Below are 19,424 nucleotides of genomic sequence, written 5' to 3'. Positions count from 1 at the left end.
GATTAAGAAAATACCAAGAAAAATGTGATTAAAAAAAGTTTTAGCATTTTACTGAGCGGTTGATTACTGAGCGGCCGAATCGATCACTATGCGTGAAGAAGTGCTGCTGATCCCTCTTAAAAAAGTTTGAGAAGACACATTGATTTCAGCGTTTTGGCGGAAAATATCGCTTGGCTGGTTGCTCTGGCGTTCTTCTAAATCATGGCGTTTGATGATAATGGTATTCCCCCATTGAAAGGGTCTATAAGCGTGCTTTTTTTTAATAACAAAATGAGGTTCTAGATTTAAAAATTGCGCGTAACTGGGGAAATATAACGGCTCTAATAAAGGGTTTATGGGGTGTGCTTTTAAAACCATAAGGAGGAAAAAGAGGCTAAAGATTGGTTTCATAGCAAATTTTCACGCTCGCCCCCACTTGAGAATTGGGAGAAATTTCTAACTTGCTGATTTTCAAATAAAGCTCAGAGATCTCCTCGTAGCGCGTTTTTAAAATTTGGCTTAAATCTTTTAGGGCGTCTTCAATGAGAAGATATTGTTTTTCTTGCATCATCTTTTGAATAAGCTCTTGGATTTCCATGTAGTCTAAATAAGCCTTATTGGGTAATTCCGTGTAGAAAAGATCCAAATCCACGCTTATTTTTTGGGGTTTTAAGCGTTCAAACTCTAAAATCCCCAAAATCGTTTCAAACACGAAGTTATGGATATGGACGCCTTGTTTAGTTTTCATAAGACTTTCTTTTCTTTGCCGGTCAATAAATTAAAAATATTGCCCGCATGCTTGATAAGGGTAAAAATAAAAATAAGCACCATTGGCGTTTGCGTGCCGACTTCTTTAAGGATATTGACGCTATCTGGGATATGCATATAAGGCACAAAAAAGATAAGAACAGTCGCTGTGCCTACCCCTAGAATGCTAGCGAGTGAAGAGATTTTAAGCACCTTACCCACAAAAAACCACACCGTTAAACCGATGAGGCTTTCAATAGGAATGAGCAACACCACAGAGCCCATGATCGTAGAAACGCCCTTGCCTCCATTGAAATTCAAAAAAGGCGAATAACAATGCCCTAAAATGCTCGCAATAGCGACCATCCATTGCAAACTATAATCCAACCCAAACAATTTGCTTAAAAAAACCGCAAACATGCCTTTGAATAGATCCAAGATTAAGACTAATAAGGCCATTTGTTTGGCGTTGCTCACGCCCTTACTTTGTAAAGCGCGTAAGACATTCGTCGCGCCAATACCGCCCGATCCGATTTTAGTAATATCCATGCCATAAAAGACTTTCATTAACGCATAGCCAAAAGGAATCCCCCCAATCAAATAGCCCAAAAGGGTGAAAATCACATTGATATTGGTTAGGAAATTTAAAACGCTTTCCATAAATACCCTTTCAAATAAAATAGCGATCATTATAACATGTTGCTTTTTAAGTGAAAGCGTTAAGTTGTTAGGGTATAGTGGCTTAAAAATTTTAGGATATTGAGAATGCTTGAAACTTCTAGCCATTTTTTAAAATCGTTTCGCTTGAAGCGTTATATAGGGTTTTTATTGATTTCTTTAGCGCTATTAATCACGCCATTTGTTCGTATTGATGGGGCGCATTTGTTTTTGATCTCTTTTGAGCATAAGCAATTGCATTTTTTAGGCAAGATCTTCAGCGCTGAAGAATTGCAAGTCATGCCTTTTATGGTTATTTTGCTTTTTATAGGGATTTTTTTCATCACCACTAGCCTTGGGCGTGTGTGGTGCGGGTGGGCTTGCCCGCAAACCTTTTTAAGGGTGCTTTATAGAGATGTGATTGAAACCAAGATTTTCAAACTCCATAAAAAGATCAGCAACAAACAAGAAAGCCCTAAAAACACCCCAAGCTATAAGATCCGTAAAGCATTGAGCGTTTTGTTGTTCGCTCCTGTTGTGGCGGGGCTAATGATGTTGTTTTTCTTTTATTTCATCGCCCCAGAAGATTTTTTTATGTATCTTAAAAACCCTAGCGATCACCCTATTGCTATGGGTTTTTGGCTTTTTAGCACGGCTGTGGTGCTATTTGATATAGTGGTGGTTGCGGAGCGTTTTTGCATCTATTTATGCCCTTACGCTAGGGTGCAATCGGTGTTGTATGATAATGACACCTTAAACCCTATTTATGATGAAAAGCGCGGCGGAGCGCTTTATGACAAGCAAGGCCATCTCTTCCCCTTACCCCCCAAAAAACGCAACCCAGAAAACGAATGCGTGAATTGCTTGCATTGCGTGCAGGTTTGCCCCACGCATATTGATATTAGAAAGGGCTTGCAATTAGAATGCATCAATTGCTTAGAATGCGTGGATGCATGCACCATTACCATGGCCAAATACAACCGCCCTTCACTCATCCAATGGTCTTCAACCAACGCCATTAACACGCGCCAAAAAGTGCACCTGGTGCGTTTAAAAACGATCGCTTACATGGGGGTTATCGCTGTTGTGATCGCTCTTTTAGCCATCACTTCGTTTAAAAAAGAACGCATGCTTTTAGACATTAACCGCAACAGCGATCTGTATGAATTGCGATCTAGCGGGTATGTGGATAACGATTACGTGTTTTTATTCCACAACACGGATAATAAAGACCATGAGTTTTATTTCAAAATTTTAGGGCAAAAAGACATTCAAATCAAAAAGCCTTTAAATCCTATCGCCATTAAAGCCGGACAAAAGATCAAAGCGGTAGTGATCTTAAGAAAACCCCTAAAAAGTAACGCCATAGAATACAAACGCGCTAAAGACGCTCTAATCCCTATTACCATACAAGCTTATAGCGCGGATGATAAGAATATTACGATAGAAAGGGAATCGGTGTTTATTGCACCCAGTGAAGATTGAAGCCTAAAACTAGCGCTCAATCACTTCATAAGGCAAGCCTTGTTTGATCAATTCTTCCATGAAAGGATCGGTGTTTAATTCTTCTATGTTAAACACCCCGGCCCTAAAATGATCCGTGCTCCAAGTGTCATTACAAATCATTTTAGCCGCGCACATCGCTGGCACGCCGGTGGTGTAGCTTATGGCTTGCGAACCCACTTCTTCATAGCATTTTTTGTGATCGCACACGTTGTAAATGTAGAGCGTTTTGTCTTGGTTGTTTTTAATGCCGGTCATATAGCACCCGATGTTGGTTTTACCGGTGGTGTCTTTAGCCAGAGTGGCCGGATCAGGAAGCAAGGTTTTTAAAAATTGTATCGGCACGATTTTTACGCCTTGATGTTCTATTTCTTTAATGCCTAGCATGCCGACATTTTCTAAGCATTTCATGTGGGTTAAATAATTTTGAGAGAAAGTCATAAAAAATCTCGCCCTCCTTAAGCCCTTAATGTTTTTGACTAACGATTCCAATTCTTCATGGTATAAAAGATACGAATCCATTTCGCCAATCTGCGGATAAGCCCACACCTGCTTGATTTCTAAAGGCTTGGTTTCAATCCATTTGCCATTTTCATAATAACGCCCTTTAGAGCTGACTTCTCTCAAATTGATTTCAGGGTTAAAATTCGTGGCAAAAGGGCGTTTGTGATCCCCAGCGTTGCAATCTAAAATATCTAAAGTGTGGATAGTGTCAAAATGGTGTTTTTGAGCGTGAGCGACATAAGCGTTAGTCACGCCCGGATCAAACCCAGCCCCTAAAATCCCTAAAATCCCCACTTCTTTATAGGCCTTATCAAACGCCCATTGCTCTTTGTATTCAAACTTCGCTAAATCCGGATGCTCGTAATTGGCGGTATCAATGTAATGCGTTTTAGTCTCTAAACATGCTTGCATGATCGTTAAATCTTGATAGGGTAAAGCCACATTAACAACGACTTTAGGCTTGTGTTTTTGGATTAAAGCGACTAAGGCTTGCGTATCATCGGCATCCACTTGCTCAACGCCAATTTCCCCCAAACCCTTTTTGAGCATGCTTTCTTTAATTGCATGGCATTTGTCTAAGCTCCTGCTCGCTAAAATGATATTTTTAAACACATCTCTGTTCATGCCCATTTTGTGTGCTACCACACTGCCTACGCCACCAGCTCCAATTTGTAATACTGTATGCAAGGAACACCTACTTTCTAACTAATCTCGTTCTTTTAGGGGGGTATTATATTATAATAAGATAAATTTGATTAATAAGGATGCAGGCTTGCAAGAAATTAAGTTGGATATTTATGCCACTTTGGTGTGCATGGTTTTAGTGTTACTCTTGGGGCGTTATGTGATTTCTAAAGTCAAGTTTTTGCGCGATTATGATATTCCAGAGCCTGTTGTGGGCGGGGTTTTAGTCGCTTTTTTTATCATGTTAGCGCGTCAGTTTTACAATTTTGGCTTGCAGTTTGATTCTTCTTTAAAAGATCCTTTAATGCTGACTTTTTTTATCACCATTGGTTTGAGCGCGGATTTCAAATCTTTACAAAAAGGTGGGAAAATGCTTGCGGTTTTTTTGCTGGCTGTGGCGGGGTTTGTGGTGTGTCAAAATGCAGTGGGGATTTCTATCGCTAGCCTTTTAGGGGTCAATCCTTTAATGGGGCTTTTGGGGGGGTCTATCGCTTTAGTGGGAGGGCATGGCACTAGCGCGGCATGGGCTAATTTTTTCACCCAAGCGCCTTATAATTTTAGCTCCAGTTTAGAAGTGGGCATGGCATGCGCGACTTTTGGCTTGGTGAGTGGGGGGATTATTGGAGGGCCTGTCGCTAAATATTTGATTTCTAAATACAAACTAGAGCCTAAAGACACTAAAGAAAAAGACACTTTAGAGGGCGTGGTGTCTAAAGGCTTTGAAACCCCTAAAGAGCAGCGCCTAATCACCGCATCCAGTTTTGTAGAAACTTTAGCTCTAATTGCGATCGCTTTATTGGTGGGGACTTTTTTATCGCACTTGATGCCTAAAAGTTTCACCTTGCCGACTTTTGTGTGGTGCTTGTTTGTGGGGGTTATTTTAAGAAATGCCTTGTCGTTTTTTAAAATCCATAGCGTGTTTGACAGAGAGGTTTCAGTCATAGGGAATGTGAGTTTGAGCTTGTTTTTAGCCTACGCTTTAATGAGCGTGAATTTATTGGAATTGTTAAAACTCGCTGTGCCATTAGCGGTTATTTTGAGCGTTCAAGTGGTGGTTATGATCCTTTATGTGATGCTTGTAACCTTTAGGGTATGCGGGAAGGATTATGATGCGGCGGTGTTGTGCGCGGGGCATTGCGGTTTTGGGCTTGGAGCGACTCCAACGGCTATGGTGAATATGCAAACCATCACCAACCACTACGGGCCATCGCATGTAGCGTTTATTGTCGTGCCTTTAGTGGGAGCGTTTTTTGTTGATATTATTAACGCTTTAGCGATTAAAGGCTTTTTGCTCTTGCCTTTTTTCCCGTCATGAGACTTTATGAAAGTTTATTAGAAATGTGCTTGAATAAGGCATGGGAGTATCAAACCCTAGCCTTAGAAAATCCGAGCGTGGCTTGCATGGTGCTAGATAAAAACCATGAAATCTTGAGTTTAGAAACCCACAAAAAAGCCAAAACCCCGCATGCAGAAGTCTTAGCCGCTAAATCAGCGCTAAAGATTTTACGCCCCCATTTAAAAAGCGATTTAGAAAAATTAGAAGACCCTAAAATTTTAAGCGATTTTTTAAAAACGCACCACGATAACGCTTTTACAGACTGCGTTTTTTTAATCACCCTAGAGCCATGCAATTCTTATGGCAAAACCCCGGCATGCAGCGGATTGTTAGAAATTTTAAGGCCTAAAAGAGTGGTCATTGCCACAGAAGAAAACGAAGCTAAAAAAGGGGGCTTAGCAAGGCTAAAAAAGGCTCGTATTGAAACAATGATTTGTCGCAATTTAGAAAACAAGGCTAAGGACTTGCTCTTGCCTTTTAGGATAATGGAACAAAAGGGGCGTTTTAATTTGTTCAAACTCGCTTTAAGGATGAATGGGGATTATTACCATGGCAAGATCACCGGGCAAAAAAGCGTTATTTTCACGCACAACCAGCGAGCGGTATGCGACACTCTCATCATTTCTGGGAAAACCATAAGAACGGATAACCCCTTATTGGACGCTCGCTTTTGCGATAGCTTTTATCACAATAAAAACCCCAATATCGCTATTTTATCCAAGCGCTCAATTAGCCCCCATTCAAAAGTTTTTTCTGCGCCTAATCGCTTAGTTAATACTTTCAACAACCCTAAAGATTTACCCCTAGAGAAAGGGTTTAATTTCATTGAAGGGGGGTGGGGATTGTTTGAGAGCTTGAGGGATAAAATTGATGCGTTACTTTTGCATTCGCATGCGTCTATGATTAGCGAAGCGTTTAGTGCATTCGCTTTAAAAACCCCTTTTAAGGGGCGGTTGTTGCATGCGCAGATCTTAGAAACTGAAGCCCTTTTATGGATAGAAAACTCTTAAGATTATACCAGCCCTTAAACGCTTATTCTTACAATAGCGATTCGCTTTTTTTATACGATTTTTCACGCCCTTTTATCAAAAATAGCGGCGCGATTTTAGACATAGGCTCAGGGTGTGGGGTTCTAGGCTTGCTCTGCGCTAGAGACAACCCGCTAGCGAGCGTTCATTTAGTGGAAAAGGATAGCAAAATGGCGTTTTGCTCCCAAAAAAACGCCCTTAAATTCCCTAACGCTCAAGTGTTTGAGGGCGATTTTTTAGATTTCAACCCCCCGATTTTGTATGATGCGATTGTGTGTAACCCTCCTTTTTATGCTTTAGGCTCTATTAAATCTCAAATTAAAGGGCATGCGAGGCACCAGAGCGAATTAGACTTCGCTTCTTTAGTGGCTAAAGTGAAAAAATGCCTGAAACCTAAAGGGTATTTTATTTTTTGCTATGAAGCCTTGTCGCTTTGCTTGGTCATAGAGAGTTTAAAAAGCGTTAAACTCACGCTAGAGACTTTAAGGTTTGTCCAAAGTTTTAAAGACAAAAACGCCCATTTGATGCTTGGAGCGGCTAGGAATAATTCCAAAAGCGCTCTAAAAGTTTTGCCCCCCTTAATCACGCACAACTCCAAAAACCAAAGCGACAACACCAAAGAAGTTCTAATCATCTATCAAATCTGTAACACTTATTCTATCAAAGCGCTTCTCAATTAGCGCCTCATCAATTAAGGATTAAAAAATGAAATGTTCGCATTGCCAGTTGGAGTTTAAAGAAAGTGAGCTTTTTAAAGAGGTGATCCATCATAAGGAATTGTATTTTTGCTGCACGGGGTGCGCTAGGGTGTATGCGTTATTGTTAGATTTGAATTTAGAGAGTTTTTATGACAAATTAAACGATTCCACTTTAGCCCCCGTAACGCCCCAAGATTCAATGAGCGCTTTGGAATTAGAACAAGCCCTTGAAGAAAACAATAAGGGCGAATTAATCCTCAATCTTTTGCTAGAAAAAACGCATTGTAACGCTTGCTTGTGGCTCAATCAAAAGGTTTTAGAGCGTTTAAGTGGGGTTAAAAAAGTGAGCGTGAATTTCACCACCCACCATTTACAAATCGTGTTTGAGAAGTCCTTAGACCCTAAAGAGATTATTCAAAAAATTGAGAGTTTGGGCTATGGGGCTAAAATCTATAATGCAAAAAATTACACCCTAAAAGCGCAAAAAGAGCAACGCTCCTATTTGCTCACTTTGAGCGTGGGGTTTTTTGCCACCATGAATTTGATGTTTATTGCCATTGCCAAATACGCAAGTTATGGTGCTGCGAGTTATGGTAGCGGCATGGATAAGCTCATGCAAAGGAATTTGGAACTCGTATCGCTCTTTTTAAGCTTGTTGGTGCTAGTGGTGGTGGGGCGTTTTTTCATTAAGGGGGCGTTTTATGGGCTAAAAAATGGCGTTTTGGGCATGGATTTGAGCGTGTCTTTTGGGGCGTTGTCGGCGTTTGTTTATTCCGTTTATGCCATGTTGGTGTCTCAAGAAACTTATTTTGAAGCGAGCAGCACGATTTTAACGCTTGTTTTTGGCTCTAAGTTTTTGGAATTAAAAGCCAGGCTGTTTGCGAATGAAAAATGTTTGGCCCTAGAATCGCATGAAATCCATAGCGTGATTGTTGTAGAAAATGGCAAACAGATAGAAAAACACCCTAAAGATGTGGCGATAGGCTCTGTTGTTTGGGTGCCAAGCGGGGCTAAAATCGCACTAGATGGCGTGCTTTTAAATCATGCGAGCGTGGATGCGTCTTTGATTAGCGGGGAGTTTAAGCCTTTGGAATTGGGGGTTAATGATCCAATTTTAGGGGGTTATGTGAATGTGGGCGTGCCTTTTAGCTATCAAGTGAGCGCTAATTTCCAAAACTCACGCCTTTCTAGTTTGTTAGAAACTTTAAAAAAGAGTTTTTTAGAAAAGCCCTTAATTGAGAGCAGCGCGAATAAAATTGCGGATATTTTTTCTAAAGCGGTGTTGTTTTTAGCCTTTGTGAGCTTTTTATTGTGGCAATTTGGTTTGGGGGGTAATTTTGAAAAAGCTTTAATGGTGTGTATTAGCGTGTTAGTCATAAGCTGCCCTTGCGCGTTCGCTTTAGCTACGCCCATTGCGTTAGTGATAGGGGTGTTTAAAAACCCTTTGATCGTGTTTAAGGAAGCGTTGTTTTTAGAAACTCTGGCTAAAGTGAAAAAAATCTTTATAGACAAAACCGGCACCCTCACGCAAAAAGAAGTCCTTTTAAAAGAAAAAATCATTTATGAAGAATTTGATGGAAGGCTTTTGAAGAGCCTTTTAAAAACCAGGGAGCATTTAGCCCATAGCGCGATTCTTAAATCATTAGATGGCGATGAGGTTAATTTAGAAAAGATAGAGTTTTTCGCTCATGGCTTAAAAGCGAGCTATCAAAACGAAACTTTGCTAGTGGGGAGTTTGAAATTTTTAAACGCTATGGGGGTTGATTTAAAGGTCAAAGAGGGCGCTAATATCATGGTAGGTTTTGCGAAAAACAAGACCTTATGCGCGTTATTCATTTTAGAAGAGCGTTTGAAAGCTAACGCTAAAGAAGTCATTCAGGCTTTACAAAATCAAGGCTTAGAATTAGAAATTTTAAGCGGGGATAATGAAAGCTCGGTTAAAGAGTGCGCGAAAAAATTAGGGATTTCTAAGTATCATGCCCATTTGACCCCTGAAGATAAGGCTCAAATCATCAGCTCTTATAAGGGCGTATGCGCAATGATAGGCGATGGCAATAATGACGCGCTAGCCTTAAAACAAGCGAGCGTTTCTTTGGGGTTTGAAAAAAGCGCTTTGAGTAAAAGCGCATGCGATATTTTGCTTTTAGAAGAGGATTTGAGTTTGCTAAAAAAAGCGTTTGATAACGCTCAAAAAGTCTATCAAGTGGTGTTGCAAAACATTGTTTTGAGCTTGATTTATAACGCTATTTTAATCCCGGTCGCTATGCTAGGATACATTAACCCTTTAATAGCGAGTTTGAGCATGAGTGCTAGCTCGCTCTTAGTGGTCTTAAATTCTTTGAGGTTGAAACGCTCTTAAACAAACCACATCGTTTTGGCTAAAATGGCGATTAAAAAGCCAAAAGTTAGAGCGATAGGGTGGATATATTTGCCAATAGGGTTTTTCTTACCCAAAAACTTACACGATAAAGAAAAAAGCACTAAAAGAAAAATGCTTAACGCTAAGATCACTTTAAGCATGAGTATCTTTTGAAAAGGGGTTTCACACCAGCCTTTATCGCCCCCCATGTATTGGCTAAGCATCATGCCCCCTGTTAAAACAAGCCCTAAAACGCATAAGGGCATGATCTTGATCGCTCTTTGAGTGATTCCTGTATTCGCTTTATTGGCAAACTCTTCGCCAAACATTTTCTTCACATTGGGGAAAATTACCCCATCAAAAAACAAGTAGCCAATAAAAATAATAGCGCACAATAAATGAACAACCAACACATAAGGATAAATCGCATCCATTTAAAATCCTTTATTCATGGGAAAATTAAAGAGTTTTTAATCTACTATAAAAGGATTTTATTGTCAAGTAGCCCATTATTATGGGAATTTTAGGGGTGGTTTTTGTTTGACTTTTAAGATTGCAATTAGCTATAATAAAATAATTAAAAAAGTAACACTTAAGCGGAGACCCTAGAGAGTGATGCTCAATTTTATGACAAAGAAGAAAAATAGAAGGCAAGATTGCAAAATGGTTTGTAAAAATTTTAATCGTAAGGAATCTGTTTTGATAGCTCAATCTTTAGAAATTTCTAAAAAAGGCTCGGTAATTTTAGGCGCTCTTTTGAGTTCGTTATGGCTGACAAACCCTTTAAATGCCCATGAAAAGAATGGCGCGTTTGTGGGGATCAGCTTGGAAGTGGGTAGGGCTGATCAAAAGACAAACGCTTATAAAAACGGCGAATTGTTTCAAGTGCCTTTTGGCGATGTTTCAGCCAATGATAATGGTAAAGTCCCTAATGGGCAGACCGGTGGCTGTCAGCCAGCTTCAGGGACGCCAGGAACGCCAGGCTATACTAAAGCTAACTGCGTGGTCAATTGGACTTCTCGCACCATGCTTAGCACCAATAAGGACATTCCTGGCCGTAACCAGCCGATGTATGGGCTAGGCGTGATAACAGGGTATAAGCATTTTGTGGGTAAAAAAAGGTGGTTTGGGCTGCGTTATTATGGCTTTTTTGATTACGGGCATACCAATTTCTCTAACTCTAGGGCCGCTAACGCCATATCGCCCTTTTATTTGAGCGATCAAAAAGCAGACATGTATACTTATGGTTTTGGCACAGACATGCTTTTTAATATTATAGACAAGCCTAAAGCCACGGCCGGGTTTTTTCTAGGCGTGAATTTTGCGGGTAACACTTGGACTAATAATCGTGTGGGGTATTTTAAGGACGGGTATGTTTATGGCGTCAATACGGACGCTGACGCTTACATGACTAACGCTGATGGCACAATCACTTGCGGGGACACGACGCCGGCGAGTTGCAATGTGGGGATTAACCCTAATAGCGTCTATACCACAGGAAAATTAAACGCTAAGGTGAATCACACGATTTTCCAATTTTTAGTGAATGTGGGCGTTAGAACTAATATTTTTGAACACCATGGCATTGAGTTTGGCATCAAAATCCCCACGCTCCCTAATCACTTTTTTAAAGGCTCTACCACTATCAAAGAACAAAGCCAAGGCCCGCTAAAAGACGGCAAACCAACCACTATCACAGGAGCAGAAACCAATTTCAGCTTAACCCAAACCTTGCGCCGTCAGTATTCTATGTATTTGCGCTATGTTTATACTTTTTAAGTTTGGTAGGGTTTTTAGGCAAGGCTTGGATATGAAAGCTTGATGCTTAAGCTTTCAAATGGTCATTGATCTGTAACCATTCTGCACTATTTTCTACTTTTTTGATAAAATCATTAATGGCATAACAGCGTATGTTAATATTGTCTTTGAAATGGGCAAATCCCGCCTATTCTTTGGCGTCATCATGGATATTTGGAGCCACAAAAACACTAAATTTTTCTCTAATATCAGTGCTATTTTTAATCAATTCTTTTAAATGTCTGGCAATAGGTATCATTTCGCTTTGACTTCTATCTCTAATCAAGCTCACTTCTATATAACTTTGGGCTTTTGTGTCCATAGCTACAATATCAGGTTTGTTACCGCTTGCTGTGTATATGGGCAAGCCTTCATCGTCGCTTTTATAATTGGGTATCACGCTTAAATTTTCAAAATGTTGTTTCAAGAAAATAGCACTTAAAAATTCCAAGCGTAAAGGTTTATCAATGAGTCTTAAAAAACTATCTCTTGATTCTTGCTTGTTGCAAGTAATGAGTAATTCTTGCTTGATAAAATCTTTAGTATAAGTGGTTGCTAGTTCATTCAATTTGCTTGATTTAACGCTCTCATTAGCGCTGATTGGAGTAACGCTAACAAGAAAGCTATCCACGATTGACATGTAGTTAAAAAAGGCGAGTTTGTTAGCTTGAGTGTCGTTTAAATAATCCCCTTTAAAAGCCTTATGAGTTTGTAAAATGTAATCTATTTTATTATTTTCATTAGTATTAATATCAATAAACCTACCATTACCACGCAATGAAATAAGTCCTGTAATACGCATTTTTCTAATGTATTCATCAACGGCTTCGTTAGTGATTTGGCTCATTTTGAATCGTGTTTTATTAACACTTTCTAAAAGTTTTAGGCATTTTTCATAGATAAATTCATCTGAGTAACTGAATTCTGTTTTATTGATAGTAACAATTTCTTGTCTTAAACGAATAATGTAGTTATAAAGCCCTTTAGCGTTATCGTCTTTCCAACAAAGTAAAATAGGGATTTCTTTGACAGATAGGGGAGTTAGATGGGCATTTTTGAGTCGTTTTAAAAGCGAGAGCAATAGTTTGAAAGGGTTGTTATGGTTTAAATTCTTTTTGTAAGGGTTTCCTACTTCATATTTAGACAGAGCGTTTAAAAATATAGCCCCAACTATTTTATTTTTTAAAAGTTCGTTGTTGGACTTGTTAAAAAATTATTTATTTAAGTCAATAACACTATTCCATGCAAGCTTGTGTTCTTCATTGATTTCCGTATTTTGTGAGATATTTTTAAGATAATTATTTATAAAATTTTCCGTGTTTTTAATCAGTCTTAAATAGTATTTTAAAGTATCATAAACCCCATTAACAATTACTTGACAACCATGTTCATGTTCAATTTTATTTGTAATTTTTTGTAATTCTGCTTTATTTTGAATAGGTAAAGTGCTTAATATATAATATCTTTTAATAGGTGTTTGAGCAATTTTCTTATAAGAATCTTGTAATATAATGCTGTCTATAGCAATATTAAATTTAATCTCTATAACTTCAAACAATTGTTTTTGTTCATCTAAAATTACAATATCTCCGGCATTGCCACTGCTTTTATCACAACTATAATGAGAATCTAAAGGTTTTAAGCTTTTATTAGTAAAACGCTCTAATTCCAAAATTAGACATTCATATAGACTAAACAAAGCTACCACAGGCAGTATAGAAGCTCCCCTACTTTTATAAGTGAAGTTAAAATGTTTTTGCAGTGTATTGATAATAAAGTCTATAGTATAGCTAGATTCCTTTATGGTAGGTTTAACAAGAATAATGGCTTTTTTAGTTTTTTCTCTAATACTCAAATAGAATAAGGCTTTTAAGTATGGTATAGATAAGTTTGGATTTTTTTCTATATCATCTAAGATTTCTAAAAACGCTTTTTTAACAGCAATATTTGAAATTTTTCCTGGATAGTCTAGTGTATATGGCAAATTTTGTTCCAAACTTCTTGTGAGCCATCCACTCTCTTTCATAGCCCCTAGAAATTGTTTTTGTTTTAAAAAAGGTGTGATAAATTTAGTATCAAAACTTCTACCACTATACCCATTATCCATATTTGCTTGATGAAATCTAATATCTTGATTGGGGTAGTTGCTCTTATAAACTAAACTCGTAATTAAAACCGTATAAACACCTTTAAATGTTTCTTCTTTTTCAACAATCGTTTGGGTTTTTTGGAGTTGTATTTCGCTTAAACCCAAGCTGTCTAAATTTTTTAAGCTCACGCATTCTTTATAAATTTTTTCTAAAAATTCCAAAGTTTTATTTTGCATGTTATTTTCCTTAAGGGGTTGTTTGTAAAATTGATTTAACACTTCTTTTATAATAGCCTTAACCATAGGAACGCATATGCTGTTACCAATGCGTTCATAAAGCTGTGAATTTGTACCGATTTTTTTGAAATCTTTAGGAAACCCCATAAAAGAAAAACATTCATTTATGGTTAATTTTCTCACTAAATTATTAACATAGATAAAGTAGCGACCGCTTTGTTCTTGACTGGCAAGTGTTGGGTGTATTCCCCCTGCATGATAAATTCTATTAGGCTGTTTATGAACCCTACTTAAGTGTTCCGTATTTTCTCTTGTGCCCTTAGTGCGGATTTTCTTATTACGATAGCCACAAAAAATGAGTCCTGAATTTTGTCTTTTGAGCAATTGGCTATCTAACAATGTGTATTCATGGGGTTTTAAAATTTTAAAATAACCACTCTTATCTAAAAAATTTTGCATGCTAATAATAGGATTTTTTTTGATAGGATTAAAATCAAATACTTGAGAACCCAAATATCCTACAATGATAATTCTTTCTCTGTTTTGTGGGACTGAAAAATCTTTAGCGTTTAAAATTTTATAACTAACACTATAACCTAAATTACTAAGGGCTTGTAACATTACAAATAGTGTGTTGCCTTTATTGTGTTTTAAGAGATTTTTTACATTTTCTAAGATAAAAATTTTTGGCTTTTTATTTTCTAGAATTCTACAAATATCAAAAAACAGCGTTCCTCTTGTTGTGTCTTCAAAACCTTTTTGTTTGCCGCATACTGAGAATGCTTGACAAGGAAACCCTGCACATAAAATATCAAAATTTGGCATAGTATTTGGATTTAAAATAGTAATATCACAAGTGGAGTCATCATTAAAATTCGCTTTATACACAGCTATAGCATGGGGGTTGTTCTCTGCACTAAAAACACATTTTAAGCCCAAAGAATCTAAAGCAAGTCTAAAGCCACCGATACCTGCAAATAAATCTGCATAAGTTAACAAACAAGTATTCCTATAAAATTTTGATTTCTTGGCAAATACTATAGCAAAAATGCTATAAAAATCAACATGATCGCAATAAACGAGTCTTTTATTAAATTCCCAAATACCCACTCTATAAGCTTGGTTTTTGAGCCGATATACCGGCGGTTTTTTAGATTAAATCTTTCCACTAGCCACCTTTAAACTAAGAGGATAAAACCACTTAGTAATATGTAAGATTTAAAAATCATAATCTCTTATTAAGCTTTTTAAAATACCAAAGACTAAGAGCTAAAAATACGAAAAAGGGCGATAGCACGCCTATTTCAGGAATGAGTATCCCTGAAATGCTGAACTTCCCCAAAGCAAAGAATAGCCCCCAAACAACGAGCGTGATGATGATAAACTTTAGCCCTAAAAGAGCCAAATTTTCATAGCGGGCGAGACTGGGCGAAAAATAAGCGATTAAAACGCTTAAAAACGGCACAAAAAAGGGCAAAATCGCAAACACATACAAAAACGAACGCACTTTTTTCGTGTCGGCGTTTTGGCGCACTAGAGCATGCAAGGAAAAAAGAGCGTCTGTGATAGAAACCGCGGGCTTGTTTTGGTAAATGGTGTCTAAAACTTTAGGGCGGAAATTTTTGAGCGTTTTAAAGGTTTCTAAACGCGTGGTGTTTAAAGCGTTCGCGCCCAGTTCAAAACTCAAGGGCATCTCATAGATAGTAGTGTCATGCAAGATCCAATACTTGTCTTCAAAAAAAGCTTCTTTAGCTTCAGCGTAAGATTCTAAAGTCCTGTCTTTTAAGCGAAAAACCTTGATATTTTGGGCTTTTTGCAATAAGGGATTAATCTTATCAAAATACACGTAATCATCGTTATATTTCACTAACAAATGCTCTGAAACGCTCAAAGAATTGTCTTTATAGATTAAATTTTGCGTTTTTTCTTCCATATACACAAAAGGAGTCGCGTTCAACCCCACATAAACAGCCGTGAAAAACAGGCTAATCAAAAAAATAGGGTTTAAAATCTGGCGTTTGGAAAAGCCAATGGAGAGCAGGGCGGTGTATTGGTTGGATTTAATGAAGGTGATGTAAAATAAAACCATCGCCAAAAGCAAGGAAATGGGCAAGGTGTAATTGAGCGCGAATAAAATATCATAGGTGAAAAATAAAATGATCATGTTCGCAGAATCAGGCATTTTATCGGCGTATTTCAGGCTGTCAATGCCTACAAAAAACAATTCCAAAGCCAAAAGCACGATTAAAAAGTATTTGAAATAATACCACCCCACAAATCTAAACAAACGCACTTTAAACCCTTATTCAAACCATGATAAAAACTTAAAATTTTGGATAGAGCGCATCTAACTTTCTATTTGTAAAGGTTTTTTAAGCGTGAAACGATTTTGCATAGCGTTAAAATCATGGCTTTCTATAAAAAATTTTAAGGCGTTTTTGGCATGTTCAAACGCAGCGTTTTTTAAAGGCTCTTCGTTTTTGTGGAATCTTGAAAGCACATGCTCAATCACACCAATCCCTTTAGAAATCCCCACCCTCAAGCGGTAATAAGAATTCGAACACAATAAATCAATGGATTTTAGGCCGTTATGCCCTCCATTCCCCCCACCATTTTTAAACCTCACAACGCCTAAAGGTAAATCCAAGTCGTCATGGACAATTAAAAGCTCTTTAGTTTTGTAAAAATTTTTAGCGCTTAAAACGCTCTCGCCGCTCAAATTCATGTAAGTTTGGGGCTTGAGTAAGATAAAATCCTTATAAACGCATAAATAAGCGTTGTGTTTGGGAGAAAAAGCGAAAGAAAGATTCAATTCGCTAACGAGCGAATCTAAAATATCAAAACCAGCGTTGTGTCTGGTGTGAGCGTAACGCAAAGTAGGGTTGCCTAAACCTACTAAAAGCGTCATAGCCTAAAATCACTTCGCCTTAATCACACCGATCACAGCGATAGAATCATGATCTAAGATCTTAACATTCTCGTGTTTTTCTAAATCGCGCACCAAAATAGACTCATTCACATCTAAAGGGGCCACATCCACTAAATAGTGATCGGGCAAATGCTCTGGAGCGCATTCCACGCTGATACGCTTTTTAGAGAGCATCAAAATCCCTTTATTTTTCAAGCCCACCGGAGTGCCTTGGTGTTTGACAGGGACTTTAAACTTGGACTTCACGCCTTTAGTAACAGCGAGCAAATCCACATGGATAAGCTCGTTAGTAACAGGGTTTTTTTGGTATTCTTGAACCACGACTTCAAAAGTCTTATCCCCTAATTTCACCGGAAAAATCAAATGCTTTTTTTCCTTAAGGTATTTAATGAAAGGGTTTAATTTGAACGCGCCATTCACATTTTCAATGCCCTTTCCATAAACATTTGCGATTAGATAGCCATCTTTTTTTAAAGCTTTAGCGTTAGCTTTAGTAATACTCTCTCTAATAACGCCTTCTAACATGTCAATCCTTTAAAATAAAATAAGGGCTTATTCTATCCAAAAAACCCTTAAAAATCAAAAACTGCTTAAAAGCTTTTCAAAGGATTGTTTGAACGCTATCAAGCCTTCTTTAAGGAGTTTTTGAGCGGTGTTTTCTAAATCAATGTTTTGGTTTTTCAGTTCTCTTTTAAACGCTTCAATTTCTGTAACCTTTAAAGGGGTTTGACACTCGGTGTTTGGGTCAAGCAAATAAGCGTTTAAAGCCTCTAATGGGGCTGTGTTGATAGAGTTTTTAAAACACAACGCTTTAATGTAATAATCTTTAGCTAAAGCGTTGGATTTAACGCCGGTGGATGCAAAAAGGGTGCTTATTAGCTTATTGGCATGCTGATGGATTTGATAATAGCACTCGGTAGCGTTAATGATCCCGCTTTGAGCTTGCAAATTTTTTGGCGCTAAAGGGTCTATTTCTTTGTCAAATCGTGAGACAAACACGCTAATAACCGCTCTTTTTTGCGCTTCTTTGGCTAAGATTTGAGCGATTCCACCGGCGATTTTAGGCGAAAAGACTAAAGTTACATTAATAGGAATAGAAGCTTTAGTTAAAGCGCTAATGACTTCAAGAGCGCTTTCGCTCGCCGGGACTTTAATCATCACATTGGGGCGGTTTAATGTTTTGAATAACCGCTTGGCTTCATCAATGCTTTTAATAGCATCATCTTCTAAAAAGGGGTCAATTTCTAGGCTAATGTAGCCGTTGTTAGGGTCTTTTTCATACAAAGGCATTAACGCGCTAGAGGCCTGTAAAATATCCTTTAGCGCCAAAGTTTCATAAATTTCTTTAGCTTTTTGGCCTTTGAGTTTAGCGATTTCATCTTGATAAAACGCGCTTTTGGTGATCGCTTCACAAAACAAACTAGGGTTACTCGTCGCCCCGCAAATAGCCCCCTTATTGATGAGCTTTAAAAAGTCGTTTTCTAAAAAATCCCTTTCTATAAAATCGCACCACAAACTGAATTCTTGCATGTTTCATCCTTGGTTTAAATTGAGATAATAATCTTTAACGATTTCTTGGTCGCTAAAAAAAATCGTTTTGTCTTTAAAGATTTGAATGTTTTCATCACCCTTGCCTAAAATCAATAACACCTCATCGTCTTTTAAATTTTCTAAAGCGTTTAAAATGGCTTTTTTTCGGTCTTTTTCTACAATGACTTTAGAAGAATCGCTGATGCCTTTTAAAATATCCTTGATAATGTCTTCTTCGTTTTCGCTTCTGGGGTTGTCTGAAGTTAAGATGATTTGATACGCATAACAACTCGCTATCGCTCCCATTTTAGGGCGCTTGGTTTTATCCCTATCGCCCCCTGCTCCAAAAAGAGCGGTGATTTTTTGATTTTTAAAGCTTTCAAAGACTTGTTGCATGCCGTCTGTGGTGTGGGCAAAATCCACAACCACCAAAGGTTTAGAATGCACAATTTCCAAACGCCCCTTCACCCCATAAAAGTTTTCTAATAACGGCGCGATTACTTCTAGCGGTAATTGAGTGAGTAATTTGACCCCTAAAACGCCCGCTAAAATATTATAAAGGTTGTAACGCCCTAAAAGGGGGGAATGCATAAGGGCGATTTCTTTGAGATTAGGTTCTCTTAAATCTTGTTGGTAGCATAAAGACGCGCTAATAAAGGGGGTGAGCGAAAAGGCTTGAACATTTAAATGTGCTTTTTTATCCAGTGCGTAAGTGTGTGCGTTAATGGGGTTAAAAAGGGCGTTTGCTTCATCTTTGTTAATCACTTTCAAGATCTCATCTTTAAAAAAGCTGTTTTTAGCGTCCCTGTAATTTTCTATATTTTGATGGAAATCTAAATGATCGCTTGTGATATTGGTTAAGATTTTAAGAGCAAAATCAAGCCCGGCAATGCGCTTTTGGACAATCGCATGGGAGCTCACTTCCATAATAAAGTATTCACACCCCAAGCGCATCGCTTCTTCTAAATCGCTATAAAGCTCTAAAAGAGTGGGCGTGGTCAAGCCCTTTTCTTTGATGCGTTCATCGTTGATAAAAAACCCCCTTGTGCCTAAAAGAGCGGTCTTTTTATTCAAATCTAAGAGCAAGGAATACATCAAGCTCGCTGTGGTCGTTTTACCATTAGTGCCAGTAATCCCTACAATTTTAATCTTAAAATCAAAGTAGTTTTTAAGCTCGTTAAAATCTAAAATAGCCAGGTTTTTTTCTGCAATTAAAGGAGAGTATTTTTCATTTAGAGGCGTTTTGACAAAAAGGATTTCTTTAGGGTTTTCTAAAACTTCATTCGTGTTATCGCTTAAAAAAGAATAGGTGTGGTTTTGATAAGTCAGGGTTTTTTTAAGCTTCAT

17 protein-coding genes and 2 pseudogenes are annotated in these 19,424 nt (G+C 37.9%); 6 read left to right on the top strand and 13 right to left on the bottom strand.

Going from position 1 to position 19,424, the window contains the following annotated elements:
• Positions 1 to 63: 63 nt before the first annotated feature.
• From G6069_RS04015 to plsY, 3 genes are read right to left on the bottom strand one after another with little or no spacing between them, the layout of a single operon-like run.
• Positions 64 to 390, bottom strand: a complete 327-nt coding sequence (locus G6069_RS04015) for a Plug domain-containing protein (protein ID WP_197293453.1) — start codon at positions 388 to 390, stop codon at positions 64 to 66.
• Positions 374 to 727, bottom strand: a complete 354-nt coding sequence (locus G6069_RS04010) for a dihydroneopterin aldolase (protein WP_197293452.1) — start codon at positions 725 to 727, stop codon at positions 374 to 376. The genes G6069_RS04015 and G6069_RS04010 overlap by 17 nt, the downstream gene beginning before the upstream one ends.
• Positions 724 to 1,386: a glycerol-3-phosphate 1-O-acyltransferase PlsY gene (gene plsY / locus G6069_RS04005; RefSeq protein ID WP_213085598.1), complete on the bottom strand. Its 663-nt coding sequence runs from the start codon at positions 1,384 to 1,386 to the stop codon at positions 724 to 726. Before plsY ends, G6069_RS04010 begins: the two co-directional genes overlap by 4 nt.
• Before the next feature lie 105 nt (positions 1,387 to 1,491).
• Between plsY and ccoG the strand changes: the two genes are divergently transcribed.
• On the top strand, positions 1,492 to 2,868 hold the full coding sequence (gene ccoG / locus G6069_RS04000) for a cytochrome c oxidase accessory protein CcoG (RefSeq protein ID WP_197293451.1): 1,377 nt from the start codon (positions 1,492 to 1,494) through the stop codon (positions 2,866 to 2,868).
• Between the two features lie 9 nt (positions 2,869 to 2,877).
• Here the strand turns inward: ccoG and G6069_RS03995 are convergent, their stop codons facing one another.
• Positions 2,878 to 4,077, bottom strand: coding sequence for a saccharopine dehydrogenase family protein (locus G6069_RS03995; RefSeq protein WP_197293450.1), 1,200 nt, complete (start codon positions 4,075 to 4,077; stop codon positions 2,878 to 2,880).
• 85 nt (positions 4,078 to 4,162) lie between these two features.
• On the opposite strand from G6069_RS03995, the gene gltS reads away from it, so the two are divergent.
• Genes gltS through G6069_RS03975 form a run of 4 tightly spaced genes read left to right on the top strand, consistent with a single transcriptional unit; the run spans position 4,163 to position 9,495 of the window.
• On the top strand, positions 4,163 to 5,389 hold the full coding sequence (gene gltS / locus G6069_RS03990; protein WP_079373694.1) for a sodium/glutamate symporter: 1,227 nt from the start codon (positions 4,163 to 4,165) through the stop codon (positions 5,387 to 5,389).
• Entirely contained in the window at positions 5,386 to 6,420 is a 1,035-nt protein-coding gene (locus G6069_RS03985) for a dihydrofolate reductase family protein (RefSeq protein WP_197293449.1), read from the top strand. The genes gltS and G6069_RS03985 overlap by 4 nt, the downstream gene beginning before the upstream one ends.
• A complete protein-coding gene (locus tag G6069_RS03980) occupies positions 6,402 to 7,118 on the top strand; it encodes a tRNA1(Val) (adenine(37)-N6)-methyltransferase (protein ID WP_197293448.1) in 717 nt (238 codons plus the stop codon). The genes G6069_RS03985 and G6069_RS03980 overlap by 19 nt, the downstream gene beginning before the upstream one ends.
• Positions 7,119 to 7,143: 25 nt before the next feature.
• Complete coding sequence (locus G6069_RS03975) at positions 7,144 to 9,495, top strand: heavy metal translocating P-type ATPase (RefSeq protein ID WP_197293447.1); 2,352 nt, start codon at positions 7,144 to 7,146, stop codon at positions 9,493 to 9,495.
• Here G6069_RS03975 and G6069_RS03970 read toward each other — a convergent pair.
• Positions 9,492 to 9,929, bottom strand: coding sequence for a CopD family copper resistance protein (locus G6069_RS03970; RefSeq protein WP_000338876.1), 438 nt, complete (start codon positions 9,927 to 9,929; stop codon positions 9,492 to 9,494). The genes G6069_RS03975 and G6069_RS03970 overlap by 4 nt on opposite strands.
• Before the next feature lie 181 nt (positions 9,930 to 10,110).
• On the opposite strand from G6069_RS03970, the gene G6069_RS03965 reads away from it, so the two are divergent.
• Entirely contained in the window at positions 10,111 to 11,274 is a 1,164-nt protein-coding gene (locus G6069_RS03965) for an outer membrane protein (RefSeq protein ID WP_197293446.1), read from the top strand.
• Between the two features lie 46 nt (positions 11,275 to 11,320).
• On the opposite strand, the pseudogene G6069_RS03960 reads toward G6069_RS03965, so the two are convergent.
• From G6069_RS03960 to G6069_RS03925, 8 genes and pseudogenes are all read right to left on the bottom strand, one after another.
• Positions 11,321 to 12,472: pseudogene (locus tag G6069_RS03960) on the bottom strand (AlwI family type II restriction endonuclease); the annotation flags it as partial.
• A gap of 33 nt (positions 12,473 to 12,505) precedes the next feature.
• Positions 12,506 to 14,728, bottom strand: coding sequence for a DNA cytosine methyltransferase (locus tag G6069_RS03955; protein ID WP_331459015.1), 2,223 nt, complete (start codon positions 14,726 to 14,728; stop codon positions 12,506 to 12,508).
• Positions 14,709 to 14,787, bottom strand: a pseudogene (locus G6069_RS03950) (type II methylase); the annotation flags it as partial. The pseudogene G6069_RS03950 and the gene G6069_RS03955, both read right to left, overlap by 20 nt.
• A 56-nt stretch (positions 14,788 to 14,843) precedes the next feature.
• Positions 14,844 to 15,911, bottom strand: a complete 1,068-nt coding sequence (locus tag G6069_RS03945) for an LptF/LptG family permease (RefSeq protein ID WP_197293444.1) — start codon at positions 15,909 to 15,911, stop codon at positions 14,844 to 14,846.
• A gap of 54 nt (positions 15,912 to 15,965) precedes the next feature.
• On the bottom strand, positions 15,966 to 16,526 hold the full coding sequence (pth, locus tag G6069_RS03940) for an aminoacyl-tRNA hydrolase (RefSeq protein ID WP_197293443.1): 561 nt from the start codon (positions 16,524 to 16,526) through the stop codon (positions 15,966 to 15,968).
• A gap of 9 nt (positions 16,527 to 16,535) precedes the next feature.
• Entirely contained in the window at positions 16,536 to 17,072 is a 537-nt protein-coding gene (locus G6069_RS03935) for a 50S ribosomal protein L25/general stress protein Ctc (protein ID WP_000889333.1), read from the bottom strand.
• A gap of 54 nt (positions 17,073 to 17,126) precedes the next feature.
• Positions 17,127 to 18,077 (bottom strand): transaldolase, encoded by a 951-nt coding sequence (tal, locus tag G6069_RS03930; RefSeq protein WP_197293442.1) that lies wholly within the window; start codon positions 18,075 to 18,077, stop codon positions 17,127 to 17,129.
• A 3-nt stretch (positions 18,078 to 18,080) separates the two neighbouring features.
• Positions 18,081 to 19,424: a UDP-N-acetylmuramoyl-L-alanyl-D-glutamate--2,6-diaminopimelate ligase gene (locus G6069_RS03925; RefSeq protein WP_197293441.1), complete on the bottom strand. Its 1,344-nt coding sequence runs from the start codon at positions 19,422 to 19,424 to the stop codon at positions 18,081 to 18,083.

This window comes from Helicobacter pylori, from assembly GCF_017594925.1.
In the GTDB taxonomy this organism is placed as follows: domain Bacteria; phylum Campylobacterota; class Campylobacteria; order Campylobacterales; family Helicobacteraceae; genus Helicobacter; species Helicobacter pylori_DP.
The sequence above is the reverse complement of the archived record's forward strand: the minus strand, read 5'-3'. Positions and strand labels throughout refer to the sequence as shown.